The 20,124-nt window shown below is 44.9% G+C and carries 15 protein-coding genes; 11 read left to right on the top strand and 4 right to left on the bottom strand.

Annotated features, from left to right (window positions below; all coding sequences use genetic code 11):
* Positions 1-14 precede the first annotated feature (14 nt).
* From H2O73_RS00175 to H2O73_RS00165, 3 genes are all read left to right on the top strand, one after another.
* A complete protein-coding gene (locus tag H2O73_RS00175) occupies positions 15-1,154 on the top strand; it encodes an exonuclease SbcCD subunit D (RefSeq protein ID WP_182105360.1) in 1,140 nt (379 codons plus the stop codon).
* 3 nt (positions 1,155-1,157) lie between these two features.
* A complete protein-coding gene (locus H2O73_RS00170) occupies positions 1,158-4,202 on the top strand; it encodes an AAA family ATPase (RefSeq protein WP_182105358.1) in 3,045 nt (1,014 codons plus the stop codon).
* A gap of 154 nt (positions 4,203-4,356) precedes the next feature.
* The gene (locus tag H2O73_RS00165) at positions 4,357-6,423 is read left to right on the top strand and encodes an ATP-binding response regulator (protein ID WP_306464253.1); all 2,067 of its coding nucleotides are present in this window, start codon (positions 4,357-4,359) and stop codon (positions 6,421-6,423) included.
* A 9-nt stretch (positions 6,424-6,432) separates the two neighbouring features.
* Here H2O73_RS00165 and H2O73_RS00160 read toward each other — a convergent pair whose 3' ends face one another.
* A complete protein-coding gene (locus H2O73_RS00160) occupies positions 6,433-7,398 on the bottom strand; it encodes a TDT family transporter (RefSeq protein WP_182105356.1) in 966 nt (321 codons plus the stop codon).
* A gap of 105 nt (positions 7,399-7,503) precedes the next feature.
* Positions 7,504-8,898: a H(+)/Cl(-) exchange transporter ClcA gene (clcA, locus tag H2O73_RS00155; RefSeq protein WP_182105354.1), complete on the bottom strand. Its 1,395-nt coding sequence runs from the start codon at positions 8,896-8,898 to the stop codon at positions 7,504-7,506.
* Between the two features lie 494 nt (positions 8,899-9,392).
* Between clcA and H2O73_RS00150 the strand changes: the two genes are divergently transcribed.
* On the top strand, positions 9,393-10,376 hold the full coding sequence (locus H2O73_RS00150) for a CobW family GTP-binding protein (RefSeq protein WP_182105352.1): 984 nt from the start codon (positions 9,393-9,395) through the stop codon (positions 10,374-10,376).
* 77 nt (positions 10,377-10,453) lie between these two features.
* Here H2O73_RS00150 and ylqF read toward each other — a convergent pair whose 3' ends face one another.
* On the bottom strand, positions 10,454-11,398 hold the full coding sequence (ylqF, locus tag H2O73_RS00145) for a ribosome biogenesis GTPase YlqF (RefSeq protein WP_182105350.1): 945 nt from the start codon (positions 11,396-11,398) through the stop codon (positions 10,454-10,456).
* Positions 11,399-11,750: 352 nt separating this feature from the next.
* On the opposite strand from ylqF, the gene H2O73_RS00140 reads away from it, so the two are divergent.
* From H2O73_RS00140 to citC, 5 genes are all read left to right on the top strand, one after another.
* Positions 11,751-12,338 (top strand): hypothetical protein, encoded by a 588-nt coding sequence (locus tag H2O73_RS00140; protein WP_182105348.1) that lies wholly within the window; start codon positions 11,751-11,753, stop codon positions 12,336-12,338.
* A 479-nt stretch (positions 12,339-12,817) separates the two neighbouring features.
* Complete coding sequence (locus H2O73_RS00135; RefSeq protein ID WP_182105346.1) at positions 12,818-13,807, top strand: Bug family tripartite tricarboxylate transporter substrate binding protein; 990 nt, start codon at positions 12,818-12,820, stop codon at positions 13,805-13,807.
* 89 nt (positions 13,808-13,896) lie between these two features.
* Positions 13,897-14,391, top strand: a complete 495-nt coding sequence (locus tag H2O73_RS00130; RefSeq protein ID WP_182105344.1) for a tripartite tricarboxylate transporter TctB family protein — start codon at positions 13,897-13,899, stop codon at positions 14,389-14,391.
* A 9-nt stretch (positions 14,392-14,400) separates the two neighbouring features.
* Entirely contained in the window at positions 14,401-15,912 is a 1,512-nt protein-coding gene (locus H2O73_RS00125) for a tripartite tricarboxylate transporter permease (RefSeq protein WP_182105342.1), read from the top strand.
* Positions 15,913-16,129: 217 nt separating this feature from the next.
* On the top strand, positions 16,130-17,218 hold the full coding sequence (citC, locus tag H2O73_RS00120; RefSeq protein WP_182105340.1) for a [citrate (pro-3S)-lyase] ligase: 1,089 nt from the start codon (positions 16,130-16,132) through the stop codon (positions 17,216-17,218).
* 92 nt (positions 17,219-17,310) lie between these two features.
* Here citC and citX read toward each other — a convergent pair whose 3' ends face one another.
* A complete protein-coding gene (gene citX / locus H2O73_RS00115; protein ID WP_182105338.1) occupies positions 17,311-17,799 on the bottom strand; it encodes a citrate lyase holo-[acyl-carrier protein] synthase in 489 nt (162 codons plus the stop codon).
* Positions 17,800-18,065: 266 nt separating this feature from the next.
* On the opposite strand from citX, the gene H2O73_RS00110 reads away from it, so the two are divergent.
* Together H2O73_RS00110 and oadA are read left to right on the top strand one after the other, a co-directional pair.
* Complete coding sequence (locus tag H2O73_RS00110) at positions 18,066-18,320, top strand: OadG family protein (protein ID WP_182105336.1); 255 nt, start codon at positions 18,066-18,068, stop codon at positions 18,318-18,320.
* A gap of 9 nt (positions 18,321-18,329) precedes the next feature.
* A complete protein-coding gene (gene oadA / locus H2O73_RS00105) occupies positions 18,330-20,117 on the top strand; it encodes a sodium-extruding oxaloacetate decarboxylase subunit alpha (RefSeq protein ID WP_182105334.1) in 1,788 nt (595 codons plus the stop codon).
* The last annotated feature ends 7 nt before the right edge of the window (positions 20,118-20,124 follow it).

The following is a 20,124-nucleotide window of genomic DNA, read 5'->3' as shown; positions in this document are numbered from 1 at the left end:
AAGCTAGGGCGCAAATGAAGTTTCTTCACACCTCCGATTGGCATTTAGGCCGACAGTTTCACAACGTATCCTTGCTGGACGATCAGCAAGCGGTGCTTGAACAACTTATCTCTTATCTAGAAAACAATCCGGTTGATGCACTGGTGATCGCTGGTGATATCTACGATCGCAGTGTGCCGCCTACTTCAGCGATAGAGCTGATGAATCACTTTGTTGAGAAAGTCTGTGGTGAGATGAAGCTGCCAGTGATTATTATTCCCGGCAACCATGATGGAGCACAGCGCTTAGGTTTTGCCGCAAGCCAAATGAAGTCGTCGGGCTTACACATTATTGCCAACTTTGATGACATGCTGACGCCTGTGGTGATCAACTCTGATATTGGCGAGGTGGCGTTTTATGGCATGCCTTACAACGACCCTGAATTGGTTCGTCACTACACCAAACAACCCGCTAAAGATCATGATCAAGCGCACCAACTGCTGCTTGAGAAAATTCGTGAGCAGTTTAAACCGCAGCAGAAAAACGTATTACTTAGTCACTGCTTTGTTGATGGCGCGATTGAATCTGAATCAGAGCGCCCGTTATCGATTGGTGGCTCAGATCGCGTCAGCCATGAGCACTTCGTCGAGTTTGATTACGTGGCGCTAGGGCACCTGCACCAACCGCAGAAAAAAGGCGAGGAGTATATTCGTTATTCCGGCTCGCTGATGAAATACAGCTTTTCCGAGCAGCATCAAGCGAAGGGTATGACACTCGTAGAGTTAGATCAAAACGGCTTCCAGTCAGCAACGCATATCCCTCTTACCGCACCGCACCAAATGCGCATTATTGAAGGGGAGTTGGCAACTTTGATTGAGCAAGGCAAAACGGATCCGAACAGCCATGACTATATCTTGGCTCGATTAATGGATAAGCACGCCATTCTTGACCCGATGGAAAAGCTGCGCAAGGTCTACCCAAATGTGCTGCATTTGGAAAAGCCAGGTATGCTGATTGGCGTGGACCAGCAGATGGGCAAAGCACGCTTAGCGCGTGGTGAATTAGACATGTTTAAAGACTTCTTCTTAGAAGCAAAGCAAGAGCCGCTGAATTCACAACAAGAACAGGCGGTGAGTGAGATCATCAGCAAGTTAACTCGTCAACAGGAGGCTTGATCGATGACGCCACTAAAACTCACCATCCAAGCTTTTGGTCCATTTGCTGACAAACAATTGATCGACTTCACTGAACTTGGTCAAGCTCCGCTGTTTCTGATTAATGGTCCTACAGGTTCAGGTAAAAGCTCAATTCTTGATGCAATCTGTTTTGCCTTGTATGGCGAAACCACAGGCAGCGAGCGCACCGGTGAACAAATGCGCTGTGACCATGCCCCAGCGGACCTTGCGACTGAAGTGATCTTTGAATTTGGCTTAGGCGCCAAGCAATACCGTATAGAACGCTCACCAAACCAAATGTTGCCTAAAAAACGCGGTGATGGTCTAACGAAAAAAGATCACAGCGCGGTGCTGTTTCGCATTGAAGGCGAAGATGAGCAGCTATTGGCAAACAAGCCGATGCCAGTGGGTAAAGCGATCAGTGAACTGATTGGTTTGGATGTGAAACAGTTCCGTCAAGTGATGGTATTGCCACAAGGCAAGTTTCGCGAGCTGTTAATTGCCAACTCCAAAGAGCGTGAGCAGATCTTTGGGCAGTTGTTTCAAACTCACCTTTATGTCGCGATAGAAAAAGCCTTGTTTGATAAAGCAGCCCATATTCGCCGCGCTAAAGATGAGTTTGATAACCAAATAAAAGGGGCTCTAGATGTTGCGGGTGTTGCCAGTGAAGAAGAGTTACGCACTCAAATTGAACAGGTTCAGCCTGAGCTGATCACATGTAATGAAAAGCTGTCTAATGTGCGCCAATCTCTTGAAAATGCGCAGTCTCAGCATAAGGCCGCAGGGGATTTACTTGCCAAGTTTAATCAACGAGATCAATTGGTCGCCCAGCGCAGTGAGCACTTAACCAAGCAAGAAAAGATGGATGAGCTGAACGCACAGCGAAAGCGTGCCCAACTTGCTGATTCACTGACGTTACCGCACAATCATTGGGTTCAGTCTGAGCAAAAGCAACGCCAATTACAGCAAACCGTGGCGACTACCCGCGAGCAGCTTGAGCAAATTGCCCAGCAGTTTACTGTGGCGCAAACTGAGAGCGATAGAGCCAGTTTAGCCGCGCAAGTGGTCCCTGAGTTAACGCAAAAGCTTTATGGATTAAATGAAGCGGCGAAACGCCTGCAGCAACGAGACCAAGAGCAAGCTAACTTGCAACGAGCGCAGCAATCCCAATCTCACCTTGAGCAAGTGAGTCGTGATGTGGTGCAGCAGCAGCAAAGGCTGGAAGAGGAAGTGAAAACTCGACAGCAGCAACTGCAGTTAGCAAAAGATAGCCAAGCGACACTGCCTGCTAAGCAAGCTCAGCTAAAACAGTTACACAGCCAAATTAACCACTACCAAGAGCTGGCGAAGACGCAGCAGGCCGCGGAACAATTCCGTGCAATTTATCAAACAAAGTTAACGCAATTTGAGCAGACCAAATCCGCTTACGAACAGGCAAAGCTATTTGCTGATCAGCAGGAATACTACTGGCATAGTTCACAAGCAGCGCAGTTGGCTAAAACTTTGCAAATCGGTGAGCCTTGCCCAGTATGCGGTAGCAAAGAGCACCCTCAGCCAGCCTCGTTTAGTCAGCAAGAGATCAGCAAATTAGAGGTAGACCAAGCGCGCGCTAATCAGCAGCACTGCTTAGGCATCCAAGAAGCAGCAAGCCAAGCGATGCAAGCCGCTCACACGGACGTGGTTAAAGTTGAGCAAGCAGTGCAAGGCTGGCAAGCCCAGTTGGGCGATAATCCCGAGCCTGAGCAAGTCTTGCGCCAGCAAGTAAACCAACTTGATCTTGAAATTGCGCAGATAAACCCGAATGCGGTTGAGCTGTTAACGCAGCAATTACAGCAAACCGAGCACTCTTTGCAGCAGTTGAAGCAGCAAAGTGATGCGCTGAACAATCAACTTGTTGAAGCTAAACAGCAAGTGGCAAAAGTGAGTGGTACGCTCGCCAGTTTAGTGCAGGATTTATCACCAGACGAACTAGACAGTAGGGTGGTGGCTGACTCAATCGCCAAGTTAGAGAAGCAAATTCAGTTACTGCAACATACTGAGCAGCAGGCGAAAAGTAAACGAGATACCACACATACTCAATGGGTGACGGCGCAAACTCAGCAACAAGAAAATGAAAAGCAGCTTAATGAAGCGTTAAGTTTAGTGGAGTCAAGCTCGAGAGATTGGTTAACGGCACTTGCAACTAGCCATTTTGATGATGAGCAAGCATATCTTACTGCGCGACTTGATGCCGATGAAATTGAGAAAATTGAACAGCAGCTTGCCCAGTTTGCCGAGCTTACGTCAACCTTGAATGGTGCAATCAACACCTTAGAGCAAGATCTTGCGAGTTTAGCAATGCCACAGCTTGATAAGTTAGCAGAAGTGTTGGAGGCGGTTAAGGTTGAACACCAAATATGCCTAGACAGCTGCACCAAGCTGCAATCTCAGCTTGATAATCTCAATAAAGTTGCAGGAATTTTGGCGCAACTACACCAGCAAAACCAAGCCCTTGAGGCCGAATACCAAGTAATAGGCACCTTGAGCGACATTGCCAATGGCAGAACCGGCGCGAAGGTGAGTTTGCATCGTTTCGTGCTTGGGGTATTGCTTGATGATGTGTTGATCCAAGCTTCGCAACGCTTGCGTCTAATGAGTAAAGGACGCTATGAATTGCGACGTAAAGAGGAGCGCGCCAAAGGACATGCCGGCTCTGGTTTGGATTTGATGGTGGAAGATAGCTATTCAAGTAAGTTACGAGATGTCGCAACGCTGTCGGGTGGTGAATCATTTATGGCTGCACTGGCCTTGGCACTTGGCTTATCAGATGTGGTGCAATCATACAGTGGCGGTATCAGGCTTGATACGCTCTTCATCGACGAGGGTTTTGGCAGCTTGGATCCTGAATCTCTTGATTTGGCTATTCAGACGTTGATTGATCTTCAGCAAGGCGGTAGAACGATAGGCTTGATCTCACACGTGAGTGAACTAAAAGAGCAGATGCCATTGAGAATTGATGTCCAAGCAGAACGAACAGGCAGTCAAATTCGCTTGCAAGGCATTGGATAATCGGGAAATTCCATGCAGCTAGTACTATAGTTGTAATGGGTATTGTGTGTGATTGAATTCTGATCGATGTAATGGGTCAGGATTCAAGCGCCACCGTTTATTAACTGAACTTTTAAACCAAGTAAGATAGCTGTTTCGTGAGCCAGAAAAGAGTATGAGAAGCCAAATGGAATCGGTTCGTAAGGTATATCAATATGCGGAACCTAATCTAACAGTGATTGGCTGGATGGGTTTTTTAGGCTACCCAGCTTATTACTACGTATGGGCGCATTTGTTTCCACAGCCTTATGAATCACTTAGTTTACGATTTATCTGCTCGGCGCTCTTTGCGGTAATCGCGTTGAGGCACTACGTTCCGAGTCATTTGCAGCGATATCTACCGATATACTTTGCGTATTGTATTCCTATCTGTCTGCCATTTTTCTTCTCTTACATGATGTTTAAAAACGACTGGTCGGAAGTATGGGTTATGTCGTTTATGGCGTCGATATTGATCCATGTTTTGGTGGTGTATCGAACGGGTTTGATGCTGTTACAGACTGTCGCGGCAGTTACGCTATCGGTGCTGCTTGTCTACGGACCCAATTTAGAAGTGATCAGCCAGCATGTAGTCTGGGCTTACGTGCCTATTTTTGCCTTCACCTATATTTTTGGTAACCTATTTTACCTTCGTAGCCAAAGCGAACACGAAAGCAAAGTGTCGTTGGCAAAATCTTTTGGCGCTGGCATTGCTCATGAAATGCGTAATCCACTCAGTGCACTTAAGGCATCGATAGATGTGCTCGATACCTTGCTGCCTAAACCGCAACAAATTAACGGTTCAAGCCTTGAGGGAGAACACGACCTTCGTTTTGATGCTGAGTCGTTAAAACTCGCGAATGAAGTGATTCAACAAGCGAATCAGGCGATAAACAGCGGCACCGAAACTATTGATTTACTGCTGACCTCCATTGACCAAAACCGAATCACCAACGCGACCTATTGTAAGCATTCGATAAAAGAAGTGGTGGAGCAAGCACTACAGAGTTTCCCCTATCCAGATCAAATGGATAGTGCGAGCGTGAGTGCCAAACTCGAGCAAGACTACTCCTTTTTTGGCAGTGACACCTTGGTCAAATACACCCTCTATAACTTGCTGAAAAACGCATATTCTCATGGTAGGCGAGATAATTTTGCCGTTACGGTTGAGTTGAAGCGTTTCAATAGCTGCAACCAATTGGTGCTGCGCGACAACGGTGTCGGCATGAGTCCGGATGTGTGCAAGCTTATCTTTGATGATTTTTATACTCAAGGTAAGGTCAGCGGCTACGGTATTGGCTTACCATTTTGCTTAAAGGTCATGAAGGCGATGGGCGGGCAAATTCGTTGCCAATCTGAACTTGATAGGTACACCGAGTTTACATTGACTTTCCCGACGTACAATTCTTCAGCAGTGTCTCAGATCAAGCAAGAGATGATGAAGGAGAAGTCCGTGCTCTACATAGGAGAGTACAATTCATTGCTACGGGTGTTGGATGAAAATGCCTTTTATCAGGGATTTAAATTAACTCATTTTAGGTTAGAAAAAGCACTGTCACGCAAAGACTATGAATTTGAATTTGACATCATTGTTGTCGATCTAAACCAAAAGATGAACCGAGAATCAAACTTTAGGCGGTTGGAAGAAAAACTCGGATTCACTCAAGGGCGCATTGTTTACCTCTACGATAAAGACTCGATTTTCCGTTACGATTTAGATCGTAGTATCGATTTTTATCCCGTAGATAGACGACAATTTCTTAGCCGATGTGCACATACGCTTGATGGACTCTGTTTTGATTCTCCAAAAAGCAGCCGCAAGTTAGATGTTCAGCCCAAGAGTTATCAAGGCAAAACGTTACTCATTGCCGATGATAATCACTCGATTCGAGCTTATACCGCGATTTTGATGAAAAAGTACGGTTTTACGGTTGTGGAAGCGCAGAATGGGCAAGAGGTGGTGGATATATTGACTAAACGGTCAGTCGATTTGATTGTGATGGATGTGGAAATGCCGATCATGAATGGTCTTTGCGCGGCGAAGGTGATTCGTCATCAAGGTACGTCTTTACCCATTATTGGTTATACCGGCGATTCATCGAATGATATGGCGAAGCAGCTCTACCAAGCGGGATTTAACGACTATTTAATCAAGCCGGCAGAAAGTGACATGCTCATGCTGAAAATTGCGCAATGGATTTAGTGATTGGATTTAGTGCTCTTTAACTGAGCGGCGAAAAGCTTGCGGCCAATACATTTTGATATAACCAAACGACACCCAAATCACCAAGATAGTGGCAATTGAAAGCTCAAAAAATCCGAAGTTGTGCAGCCAATGCCAGCGAGGGTGGTACTGCTCAAAAAAAGCGGTTAAGCGATGCATTGCTACGGCACTGATCACCGAAGGAAAAGTGACAGCAGCAATTGAGGGCTGAAACTTTAAGCGCATTAATCGGAAATAGCACAGATAGATCATCAAGGTCATAGTAATGGCGATACCTGCTAGCGCTCCGGTTAAAATAGGGTCTGGCTGTTTAAAGTTCACCAAATAGGTTGCGAGCGTTAGATTAATTGGCGCCGCCATTATGGCTAATGTTGGGCGCGCTCGTCTCGGCAGCATACCTTCAAAAACCAATCGATACAGAACCAATGGCAGCATGAAGAAGTAAATCGTAATGCAGATATTGACTAAGGTTTCAGAAAACAGCGTATGCCCAAATTGTGTCCCGGCAAGAGAGCTACTGATTAGCCCTACTGGGTAGAGAAACCAACTTGGCACGATATTGGACATTTTAAAATTAGAGAGTTGGAAGGTAAAAAACAGCACCATCATGGTGATATGAAGCCAAACCGCCGCAAACCAAATAGGGTAGGCGATCATTGGTGAGATCACCGCCAAATAGTCACATAAAATCAGCAGAGCCATACTCATTGGCGCCATCAAACTTCCACTCAATGGATGACGTAGGTCGGCGATGAATAAATGCGGATTCAGTAGGTATTTCAGCAGTACAGGGGCAAGTAATAGCGCGCCTAACCCAGCTAAATAGGGGCGGATCAACTCGCCGACCTCTGGCATATACAATGCCCACGCATGACCAAGACCAATGATACCAAGCGCTAGCGCAGCTTGTGATGGCGGTACGCCTTGAAATTGTGTCAGCTTTCTTATATTCAAGCCGAACTCCTACCGTACGAATATTATTAAATACCGAGCTTTTCCGTAAGCTCTATTCAGTGGCGCGAATAATAGCAAGCCTTAGCTCGTTATGACAATTATCAATTAGTCGCGTGGAAAGTCTTCTTGTCTTAGTTTCTCATTCTTAAGCGTACGATGTAGAAGCTGACTATAGATAGGTTGCCCACCGAGTAATTGAGCAAAAATAACAGCGCCTAAACTGGTGATGATTAATGGCAAGATCAAGTAGTAATTATTGGTCATTTCAATCACCAGCAAAATGCCCGTGATAGGTGCACGAACAGTACCGGCAAATAGCGCACCCATACCCGCAATTGCAAACATTCCAGGAATAATTGGAAGTTCAGGGAATAATTGTTGCGCGATAAGACCAAAGGCATAGCCAAACAATGTGCCTAGGGCAAGCATTGGGGCAAAAATGCCACCGGGCGCGCCGGAAGCAAAACAGAGTAAGGTGGTAAAGATGCGACCAACAAAAAGTAGCAGTAAGAATGCTGCGCCATAGCCACCATTGGTGATATTTGGGATCAGCCAGATACCGCCACCAGTCAGTTCTGGTATGTATAACAGCATTAAGCCGAAGCAGCCGCCAATCATAGATCCAGTGAGTAAGTAACGCTTACGGTCATTCTTATGTAAGCGAACAAAGAGATCTTGAGCCAGTGTGACTAGGCGGTTAAAAACCACGCCAAAAATACCAAACAGTGCGCCGAGCACCAAAAACAACCACAAGGCAGAAAGCTCTGGTGGCTGGTATTGCGGCATCGTAATGACGGCAGCTTGCCCATTGATGTAACGAAACACGATATTGGCGGACACAGCGGAAATGATCACCGCTTTAATTGAGATCAGCGAGTAGCGAAACTGCGGGCGCATCTCTTCAACCACAAACATAATGCCTGCTAATGGGGCATTGAAGGCAGCAGCAAGACCGCCAGCGGCACCGGAGGCAAGTAAGGAGTGGCGAGCATCGTTGTCTTTAACGCGGAATATATCCGTCACCATACGACCAATTGCGCCACCCATCTGCACGGTTGGACCTTCGCGACCAAGCACCATGCCTGAACCGAGTGCTCCCATACCACCGAAGAATTTTACTGGAAGCACTCGCCACCAGCGAACAGGGCGAATGCCATCCATTGCCCCTTCGATTTCAGGAATACCTGACCCAGCAGCTTCTGGAGCAAAGCGATGAACTAAATAATAACCAATGAAGGCAAGTGCAGCACTAATGATAAAGGCGGCTAACCAAAGAGGTACTAAACTGCCAATTTCTGATTTTAGCCACTCGGTACGAGTTTCAGACACAAACTCAACTGCATGTTCGAAATAGGTCCCGACGAAACCGGCAAAAATGCCCACTAACAGTGACATAAAGAGTACTGAAATTGGCGTCTTGTCTTTAGAGAGAAACTGATTGATGGCATCTTTCGGCATTTTAGCGAGTAAAGATTGCTTAATTTTCTCTCTTTTGGTCATTCGGAACATCACCTCTTAGGATGTGGCTATTTAGCCAGTGTTTTGGAAGGAAGTAAAATTATACGCCACTATAGGTATAACTATAGCGACAAGAATGAAATATTGAATTCCATAATTGGTTTTATTGTCTGTTTGGTGATTAATGTGAGCAGTTGCGTAATATTGAGTAAAATGAACTGGATGTCATTTAAATTACTTGCACTTTCACTGTTTTGAGCCATATTTAGAGTGTAAGGCAAATTGAATCGACCCCCATGGAGGAATGTAAGCCTTACCTACAATTTGGATGGATTCAACATAGTCATTTCGAAAGCCTCGTATTTTATCGGAATGCATCAATAGACATTCTGATTCGCAAACTCACGATTGAGTAACGAGGGAAAGAAGGCGCGCTTTTACAGTGCGCCTTTTGTCGTTTATACCACAGTAAATCAATGCTGCTCAAAGACCATTTTGGCGATATACTCCTAGCATAATACGTTTGGAGAACAACCATGACATCAAGAGTACCAACCAACATCATTACTGGCTTTTTAGGTGTTGGCAAAACCACGACCATTTTGAACCTATTGAAGAACAAACCTGAGAACGAAAACTGGGCTGTTTTGGTGAATGAGTTTGGTGAAATTGGTATTGATGGCGCTCTGATGACCGATCAAGGCGCGTTAATTAAAGAAGTACCTGGCGGATGTATGTGTTGTACGGCAGGAGTACCGATGTCTGTGGGTATTAATGCGCTACTACGTCAAAAGCCTGATCGTTTGATCATCGAACCGACAGGGCTTGGTCATCCAAAACAAGTGATTGCGACGTTAACGTCAGAACAGTATGAGAAGTACGTTGATTTAAAAGCGACTATCGCGCTGGTGGATCCGCGTAACCTTTCTAACTCGAAGTATTCAACCAATCAGAACTTTAACGACCAGCTTGATAGTGCTGATGTTGTCATTGGCAATAAAGTCGACCTTTGCCATGCGTCCGACGTGGATGCGTTCAATAGTTGGGTCACCGTTCAGCAACCACCGAAAGTGTTCAGCAAGCTGATGAAAAATGGCGATCTGCCTCTAGAGGTACTCGACGTTGAGCGGGTGTTTGGTAGTGCTTCAAGCCATATTGAGCACCATCATCATCAGCATGCGAGTTTAGAGCCGCAGTTTGAGTTGCCACCGGGGCAAGCATTCATTCGCCGTGAAAACAAAGGGCAGGGCTATTTCAGCTGTGGTTGGTTGTTTGGTGCGGAATATGAGTTTGACTTTGACGCACTGTTTTCAATGCTTTCAGACCTAACCGCTGAGCGAGTAAAAGCGGTAGTCAATACTGACCAAGGCTGCTACGCATTTAATGTGGCAAATGGCATTGTCTCCGTAAACCAGATGAGTTTAACGGGCTTTGAATCAAGGCTTGAAGTGATAGATTCACAATGTTTGGCGTGGGATCAACTAGAGCAAGTATTGATTCAGTTGGCAGGAGTTAAATAGCGAAAACGCTTTCACAGCAGAGTCGAAATAGCAAAGGGGACATTAGGTCCCCTTTATTAATGCATGTGTCAGGTAAATTAACGTTTGTTCTTTAAGTAACGTTTACGACGGTCTTCTTTGCGCTTTGCTTTTTCTTCAGCGCGGCGTGTTGCTTCAATTTCTACCTGTACCAGTTCTTCAGTGATCATCTCTGGGCGTTCAAGCGTGATTTGTCCAAGGATACCACCACGTAGTTCATGCAATAAAATCTCCGAGACTTTATGTAAGTCTACTCGACCGCCTGCGCGAAGAGCGCCGCGGCGACGACCAATCTCTTCCATAATTTCAATGTCAGATTCTGGCAGTTCTTCAATTTGGTAACGTTCTTTAAGTTGCTCTGGGTACGCTTGTGCAAGGTACTCAACGGTGTAGAACGCAACTTCATCGTATTCCATCGCGGTATCTTTTACCGCACCAGTCGCCGCTAAGCGGAAACCACTGTGAGGGTTTTCTACTTTCGGCCATAGAATTCCCGGAGTGTCAGACAGCACGATGCCATTTTGTAAGTTGATGCGCTGTTGACGACGAGTTACCGCGGGCTGGTTACCTGTAACGGCAATTGTGCGACCAGCAAGCGTGTTGATAATGGTTGATTTGCCCACATTTGGAATACCCATGATCATGGTGCGAATGTTTTTACCAATCTCTTCGCGATGCGGCGCAATTTTACGGCACAATTCTAGAATCTTCTGAACTTCTTGTGGCTGAGTGGTAGTGATTGCAATCGCCTTTACGTTGCTCTCTTTTTCGAGGTGATCAATCCATAGTTGAGTCATCTCTGGATCAGCAAGATCGCGCTTGTTAAGCACTTTAACTACCGGTTTTTCACCACGTAGTTCAGAAATCATAGGGTTCTCACTACTGAATGGAATCCGCGCATCGAGCACTTCAATAATCACGTCAATTTGAGGAATTGCTTCTGCAATTTCCTTTTGCGCTTTATGCATGTGGCCCGGAAACCATTGAATTGAGTTGTTAACCATTTGAATTGTATGCCTTTATAATATTGTCTGCTTTACAGTTTTCCAAGGTTTTAATGGTGGCATGACGAATACTCACGCACCGAATTATCCATTTGAAACTATGGCAGTGTCGATGTTTCTGAAACTATTAGACTTAGTTTATCACGATTATGCTTACAGCGAGCGACTAGAGAGTAATACCGTGCGTAGCTGGTTGAGTTTTGTCCTAAATAAATGAAATAATACCTATCATAAATGCGTATAATACTGGGTTGAATTTGTTAGCTGGTTTGTAGTTAGACTCGAAGTAAAAAAAAAGACGCGTAAGTGAAAATAGAAGCGAAAGTGTAGAAGTTTAGAAGTCGGAGGCGCAATGTTTGAGCCGTTAGAGCCTCAAGAAGAGCAAGTTATCGTTGGCTTATCAGCGCTAAATAAAAGTACACAACTTGATTGTGATTATTTCATCCCATTCAACCAGCTTAGCGAGGATGTCATCGCTGAGCTTCAATTGGACCTTTTACTGGTTAGTGGGGCTTCCGCCTTGCAAACGGCACTGGTTAAGTTCTGGTGTGAAGAAATTGGCTGTGTAGCGGCTTGTGTTGAGTCATTAGATCATGACGAAAAAGTGGTTGAGCAGGTGATCGCTAATGTTAAAACCAAGCTAGATAGCCGTGATTTCCCCAACAATATCGATGTGGCTGATATTCGATATCTTGCTGACGATGACCATCAACTATTGGCTTTTAATAGTGAAGAAAAGTTGATTGAATTTTTGAGTGATGAAGATTGTCCGTGTGTTACGGGTTTACTGTATTTAGCCCATGGAGAGTTTGACTTAGAAAACTACCAAACGTGTAGTAATAAGCTCAGCGCCTGTCTATCTGACAATGCAACTTTCTTCTATAGTTATTGCTCTCAAGGTATGGGCGAGTGCAGCGCGCTGGTCTCGGTGAGCCGATAACGCCTTTATGATGCTTGCTTGAGATAATGTCGAGCAAGCACTCCTTCACCCCACTTCTCTCCCCACAAGTACATTCTTTGCTTTTACAATGGTCCTCAGTGGTTACCTATTACGCTCAAAGTAAGTCTGATCTTGAATTAAGCGTTTATCTAAGAACAATTCGATAATTAAGGTATATATTGACAAATACCCTCAAAAATATTTTCGGGCGATTTCAATACGACGTTAATTTGATGGAACTCATGTTTTTCCACGCTATTTGTCATCCTAATTATGGTGTTAATACTCAGTGAGCTCTTTTTAAATAAGGGCTCAAGTAGAAAAATCCATTAACGCCATAATCTACATTAAACAACTAATTTATAAGCTAGCCAATCACATAACACTTTGCCTGTTCATTGAATAATAGTCCTAACAACTTGAGATGAAATATTTTTCTCAAGCTGAAGTTAAAAACAAAATAACTATAGGAATATAGAATGAACATGAAACTAAAGAGTTTAATGATTGGAGCTGCAATGACCTCTGTTGCTGCAATACCAATGACGAGTGTTGCCGCTCAAGACTACCCACCAAAAACACTTTCGTTTGTCGCCCCTTCTGGTGCGGGTGGCGGCTGGGATTTGACAATTCGAACCGTGGCAAAAACGCTTAAAGACACAGGTTTAGTCGATGCGAATATGCCAATCACTAACCGACCTGGTGGCGGCGGTGCAGTAAACCTAGCGTACATGCAAACGCAAGTAGGCAGTGACAAACTGATTTCAGTTTATTCACCACCAATCCTGCTGACTAACCTAACAGGTGCGAGTAAATACAGCTACCAAGACACCACACCATTGGCTCGTTTGATCACGGATTATGGCGCATTTGTTGTATCAAAAGATTCAAAATACACCACGATCAACCAAGTCATGGAAGCACTGAAGGAAGATCCTAAGTCAGTGAAAATTGGTGGTACATCTGCCGCTGGCAGTATGGATCACATCCAATTCTTGTTGATTGCAAAAGCGGCGGGCGTACCAAACTTAAATCAAATTGATTACATCTCGTTTCAAGACGGCGGTGCAGTGGCTCAGGTATTGGGTGGACACGTTGACCTCATTTCAACCGGTCTTGGCGATGTTGCTCAGTTAGTTGAAAGCGGCAACTTACATGCGCTAGCTCAAACGGCTGATAAGCGTGTCGGCGACGGTAAAGTAGCAGAAATACCGACAGTAAAAGAGCAGGGTATTGATGCGACATTTGAAAACTGGCGTGGTTTGTTTGCTCCTAAAGACATGCCTGAGTATGCCGTGACTTACTGGAACAAAACACTAAAAGCAATGGTAGAGACACCTGAATGGGCTGAAGCGCGTAAGCGTAACGGTTGGGATGCGGCTTACCAAACGGGCGAAGAGTTTAATGATTTCCTTGCACAAACAAACGAGGAATATAAAGAAATTCTAGCGGAAATTTTCAAAAAGTAATTTATCCGAGTGATCAATAGAGCACCACTTTTTAGTGCTCTATTACTCGGCTCTACATTCCATATTTCTCGGTTCTGTAAGGATTTAACATGGAAAATAAAAAAGTTCATCCAAACTGGGATGCGTTTACCGGCATATTTAGTATTGGTTTTGGTTTAATTTATGGTGGTATGACATATGCGATGCCTAGGGCCGCATTTGGTAACCCATTAGATCCCCTATATTTCCCAATGGGTGTAGCAGTATTATCGGTTATTGTCGGTTGTATTCTGCTAGCAAAAAGCAACGTTAAGGCTTCAGTCCAAGCTTGGGTTAATTTAATCAACGAAGATGAAACCAAAAAGTTTGATCGTAAGCGGATTCTTTATACCTGTATGGTCTCGATTGGTTATGCCTTAGTGTTTGACACTTTAGGTTACGTGATCAGTACATTCATGTTCCTTTTTGCAATGTTGGTCATTACCAGTGGTTTATCAGAGTGGAAAAAGAATGCTCTGGTCGCCGCGACATTTGCAGTCAGCGTATTCTTTATCTTCAATACGTTACTGGCTATTAGTCTTCCACCACTTCCTTTCATGGGTTAAGGACTTATCATGAGTGAAATTTTTGCTAACTTAATGAATGGCTTTGGTGTTGCACTAATGCCATACCACCTATTGCTCGTCACCGTGGGGGGTGTGCTAGGTACAATTGTCGGTATGTTACCAGGTCTTGGCCCTGCTACTGGCGTAGCGGTACTGCTGCCAATGACATTTGCTATGGGACCAACAGCCGCCCTAATTACAATGACCGGTGTTTATATTGGTGCCATGTTTGGTGGTTCGCGTAGCTCGATTCTGATTAATACTCCTGGAGATGGCGCAGCACTCGCGGCGACATTTGATGGCTATCCGATGGCTCAAAAAGGGCGAGCGGAATCAGCATTGGCGATTTCTGCGATTGCCTCACTTATCGGCGGTATGATTGCCGCAGTATTGATGACTCTGCTTGCTGAACCGGTTGCTGGATTTGCATTGAAATTTGGACCTGCAGAGTACTTCTTGTTGATGGTTGCCGCGCTTTCAATGACGGCGTCAATGTCAAAAGGCAATATGCTGAAAGGCTTCTTATCAATGGTGGTTGGTCTGGCAATTGCGACAATTGGTATTGATGCTCAAACGGGTACAGAACGCTTTACATTTGGCAACCTTCACCTGCAAACCGGGGTGGACTTCTTGGTAGTCATCATCGGTATCTATGCGATGGGTGAAGTATTCAAGAGCTTTAGTTCACTGAGTAAAGGAACCAAGAAAGCGCAAACGAAATTCAAGCGTATTTGGATTGAAGGTGATGATTGGAAACGTTCTAAATGGCCAATCTTGCGCAGTGCACCGGTAGGCTTCCTTGTTGGTTCGCTACCAGGTGCCGGTGGTACTATGGCTTCACTGATGTGTTACAACAACGAGAAGCAGCTTTCTAAGAACAGCGAAGAGTTTGGTCATGGTGCAATTGAAGGTCTAGCGGCACCTGAATCGGCGAACAACGCCGCTTCAATCGGTGCGATGATTCCAATGCTATCACTGGGTGTTCCTGGTTCAGGTACCACAGCGGTAATGATGGGTGCACTTCTAATGCTGGGTATTCAGCCTGGTCCACTACTGTTTGTTCAACATGCGGATGTTGCATGGGGCCTAATCGCAAGTATGTTTGTGGCTAATATCATCCTAGCATTTGTGAACATTCCACTCGCTGGTGTGCTGGTTCGAGTATTGGCAATTCCACCTAAGATTCTATACCCAATCGTATTGGGCTTGGCGTTTATTGGTTGCTACGCAATCAGTAACTCAGTTATCGAGTTCTACATTCTGGTAATTCTGGGTGTTGCAGGTGTGGTCATGAAGCGCGTTAATATCCCAACAGCACCAATGATTCTAGCGGTTATTGTTGGCGGTACTATGGAGCAGTCGTTCCGTCAGGCATTTAGAATTTCGAACCAAGACTTATCAATCTTTGTTGGTTCGACAGTCTCTCAAGTTCTGATTGTGATTACAGTGCTATCAATTGCGCTACCAGTAATCAGCATGATTCGCAGCAAGCGCAAAGAGGAAGCGCAGCAGCCAGCTTAAGTAAAAAAATGGTTTAGTTGATTATTTAAATATGACAAAAGCCAATCGATTTAGGTCGATTGGCTTTTTGTGTAGGCAGTATGTAACAAGCTGGCGGGATTAAATTAATTAACACCATTTAAATATTTTATCCCTGTGGTGCGATTTGATTATGGTCATTATTTCGTATTCACAGCAATAGGATAATGTAATCGTGAATTATAAATGAGATAGGCTAGTGCTCACGTCATATTATTTTGAAAGAATACGAAGACAAAATGCCCGCAAAATTGAGCCTGTTAGGGCGTTTCTTAGCCGCATGGGGCTAGGCATTGATACTGACGTTGAATTTTTTGTGGTTGCGTTTTCAAATGGACAAGTTGTTGCAACGGGCGGTCTGGCTGGTAATACCTTGAAATCCATCGCGGTGGATGAGGGCTTGCAAGGGCAAGGCGTCTCTACCAGTCTAATCAGTGAATTAGTCAAAGCCGCCTACGATCTGGGGCGATTCAACCTATTTATTTATACCAAGCCTGAGAACTATAAGTTATTTAAAGAGGCTGGTTTCTATTTACTTGCTTCAGTGAAAAATCGCGTTGTGTTGCTTGAAAACAGCAAGTCCCGTTTACGCGAATATTGCTATGGCTTATCGCGTGCTAAGCAACCGGGTAAAAGGGTAGGTAGCATAGTGATGAACGCCAATCCATTTACTAATGGACATCGCCATCTTGTTGAACGCGCGGCAAAGGAATGCGATTGGGTACATCTGTTCGTCGTTCAGGAAGATCGCTCGTTTTTCACTTACAAAGACCGCTTATTGATGATTCAAGCCGGTTTGAAAGATCTCAATAACGTGATTGTTCATCAAGGTTCTGACTATATTATTTCACGCGCGACATTCCCAAGTTATTTCTTAAAAGATGAAGGGGTGATTAATTACTGCCATACGGCAATGGATCTACAAATTTTCCGCACCCATATTGCCCCTGCACTAGGTATTACTCACCGTTATGTCGGCACTGAGCCCTTGTGTAAAGTGACCAATTTTTATAATCAGCAAATGCAGCAATGGCTGACAACCCCAACACTGGAAAGCGAGCCCGTCACGCTAATTGAAATACCGCGAATGGAGAGTAACAACGAACCTGTGTCTGCATCTTTAGTGCGTAACTTACTGTTTGATAACCAGTGGTCGATGATAGAGAAACTGGTACCGAGAACAACTTTCTTACATCTGAAAAAGTTGTTTGATTTGGAAACCTCACCGTACCAGGTGAAGCGAAGAGCGATGTTGGTGAGTGAGCAGCGTGATGCTCAGATAGCTTAAAAAGATTTAATACATAACTGCAAGTATTCACCGTAGAAGAGCGCTAGTGGTTACAACCTAGCGCTCTTTCTAAATAGTTGTTCTGCCGAGATTTATAGCCCCATTAGATTTTTCACTGCTTGTTCTATTTCTTGCACGCTATGGCGCCTAATACCAGCGCACTTTTGCGCAGCATTGTCACAAACCAGACACGATCTTGGCTCCATGTAGGCTGAACGACGCGAAAGAGTCTTGCCTTGAGCGGAGATCACATCAAAGTCGAAAAGACTGCCCCAAGGATGGGTACTTTCTATCTCTATCATCAGTTTTTTAAGTAATGTTACCGAGTGAAAGTGGGTAGAGAACATCGCTTGATGTCGGTTATCGCGCGACACTCGCTTATCGACAAGTTGAATTTCATTGGCTGCTAATTGGTGATCAAACGTTGCCATTGCAGCCTCGAACAAGGTGTTTGCATAGCTATGGTGTTGTAACTCAGCAGGTAAGTTTAACTTCAGAGTGACAACGGGCAATTTGTAATTGTTGAGTAGTTGTTGTCTTTCTTCACTGTACTGTTCTAAAGGGCTTAATGTATCAAGCATGTCTCACTCTCTTGGTTGGGATAGGGACATTTAACCTATCGAAAAGTTGGTAACTCTATTTAGATGTTCTGAACACTTATTGGTGAAAAATGCGTTTTAAATGGTGTTAATGGTTGTAATTTCTTGGTTCGTTTTAGCGGATTAATAATAAAAACCATTAACGCCATTGATGCCCATTAAGCGGGGTCATTACGATGATGCGCTTCACGATGTGCATGTGGGGCGACATTTAGAATGACCCTACTCTTAAAATACGGGTATTTACAATGAGCCAACAACCAATCATCTATGAGGGCCTCATGCTCATGGCTTTAGGCATGAGTTTTGTCTTCTTTTTCCTCTGCTTAATGGTGGTCGCGATAAATCTCCTCGCAAGAGCAGCAGCTCTCGTTACCCCTAAGCCATTAGAAACATCGACAGTACCGGAGCGTTCCTCCTCATCTGACGACACTGTTATTGCTGCCATTTCTGCGGCAATTCATCACCACAAAAAACTTAAAACAAATAGTGTTCAAATTTAGGAGAAACAAATGTCTGTAGTTAAAAAGCCGTTAGGAATTACCGATGTGGTGCTGCGCGATGCTCACCAATCTCTTTTTGCAACGCGTCTTCGCCTTGATGACATGCTGCCAATCGCTGCTGAGTTAGACAAAATTGGCTACTGGTCACTGGAAAGCTGGGGTGGTGCAACTTTCGATTCATGTATTCGATTCCTCGGTGAAGATCCATGGCTGCGTCTACGCGAGCTGAAAAAAGCGATGCCAAACACCAAACAGCAAATGCTATTCCGTGGTCAAAACATTTTGGGCTACCGTCACTACGCTGATGATGTGGTGGATAAGTTTGTTGAACGTGCCGTTGTTAATGGTATGGATGTGTTTCGTTTGTTTGATGCGCTCAATGACCCTCGAAACTTGCAACGCTCTATTGAAGCGGTGAAAAAGCAAGGCGCTCACGCACAAGGAACAATCTGCTATACCACTAGCCCAGTGCATACCATGCAGTCATGGGTTGATGTAGCAGAGCAATTGGTTGAAATGGGCGTTGACTCGATTGCGATTAAAGATATGGCTGGCGTGATGACACCATACGAAGCCAGTGAACTGGTTTCGACGTTGAAAAAACAATTGGACGTAGAGCTGCACTTACATTGTCACTCCACGGCGGGCTTAGCGGATATGACGCTGCTTAAAGCGATTGAAGCGGGTGTTGATCGTGTTGATACGGCGATCTCTTCAATGAGTGGTACATACGGGCACCCAGCAACCGAATCGATTGTCGCAGCACTACAAGGTACCGATAGAGATACTGGCTTAGACATTAATAAACTGGAAAATATTGCCGCTTACTTCCGTGAAATACGGAAAAAGTACAGCGATTTTGAAGGGCAGTTAAAAGGTATTGATTCGCGTATTTTAGTGGCACAAGTGCCTGGTGGCATGTTGACTAACATGGAAGGGCAGTTAAAGCAGCAAAATGCGCTAGATAAACTAGACCAAGTGTTAGAAGAGATCCCTAAAGTTCGTCAAGATCTAGGTTACATTCCGTTAGTGACACCGACTTCGCAAATTGTCGGTACGCAAGCGGTGATTAACGTCATGATGGGTGAGCGCTATAAAACCATCAGTAAAGAAACTGCGGGTGTATTGAAAGGGGAATACGGTCATACACCAGCCCCCGTTAACGCAGAGCTGCAAGCGCGCGTGTTAGAAGGCGCTGAAGCGATTACTTGCCGACCAGCCGATCTTATCAACCCAGAAATTGAAACGCTGACACTTGATGTGCTAGAGAACGCAAAGCAGAAAGAGATTTCTCTTAGCGACGATGTGATTGATGACGTTCTGACTGTTGCGTTGTTTGAGCAAGTTGGTTGGAAGTTCTTAGAAAATCGCCATAACCCAGACGCTTTTGAGCCAGTACCGACCAAAAAAACCGCGTCAACGGCAGATAAGCCAGCAAGTGAGAGCGGGACAGGCATCTACACCATCAATGTTAACAATCAAGCCTATGTGGTTCAGGTCAACGAAGGTGCTGACGCGGAACTGTTGGCATCGGCGCCAGTCAACACGCAAGCGGCAGTGAAGCCAGTTGCCGCGTCGGGCAATGCCGAAACCTTACCAGCCCCTTTAGCCGGTAACATTTGGAAAGTGCACGTTAAGCCGGGTGACGAAGTGAGAAAAGACCAAGTTCTTTTGATCTTAGAAGCCATGAAGATGGAAACAGAAATTCGCGCACAACGTGATGGTATCGTTGATGGTGTCACGGTTTCTGAAGGCGATGCTGTTCAAGTTGGCGATGCACTCATGAGCTTGGCGTAAGGCGGTA

The organism is Vibrio marinisediminis, from assembly GCF_014050145.1.
GTDB lineage: Bacteria > Pseudomonadota > Gammaproteobacteria > Enterobacterales > Vibrionaceae > Vibrio > Vibrio marinisediminis.
Note: the sequence above shows the minus strand (reverse complement) of the source record. Positions and strands in the feature narration are given on the sequence as shown.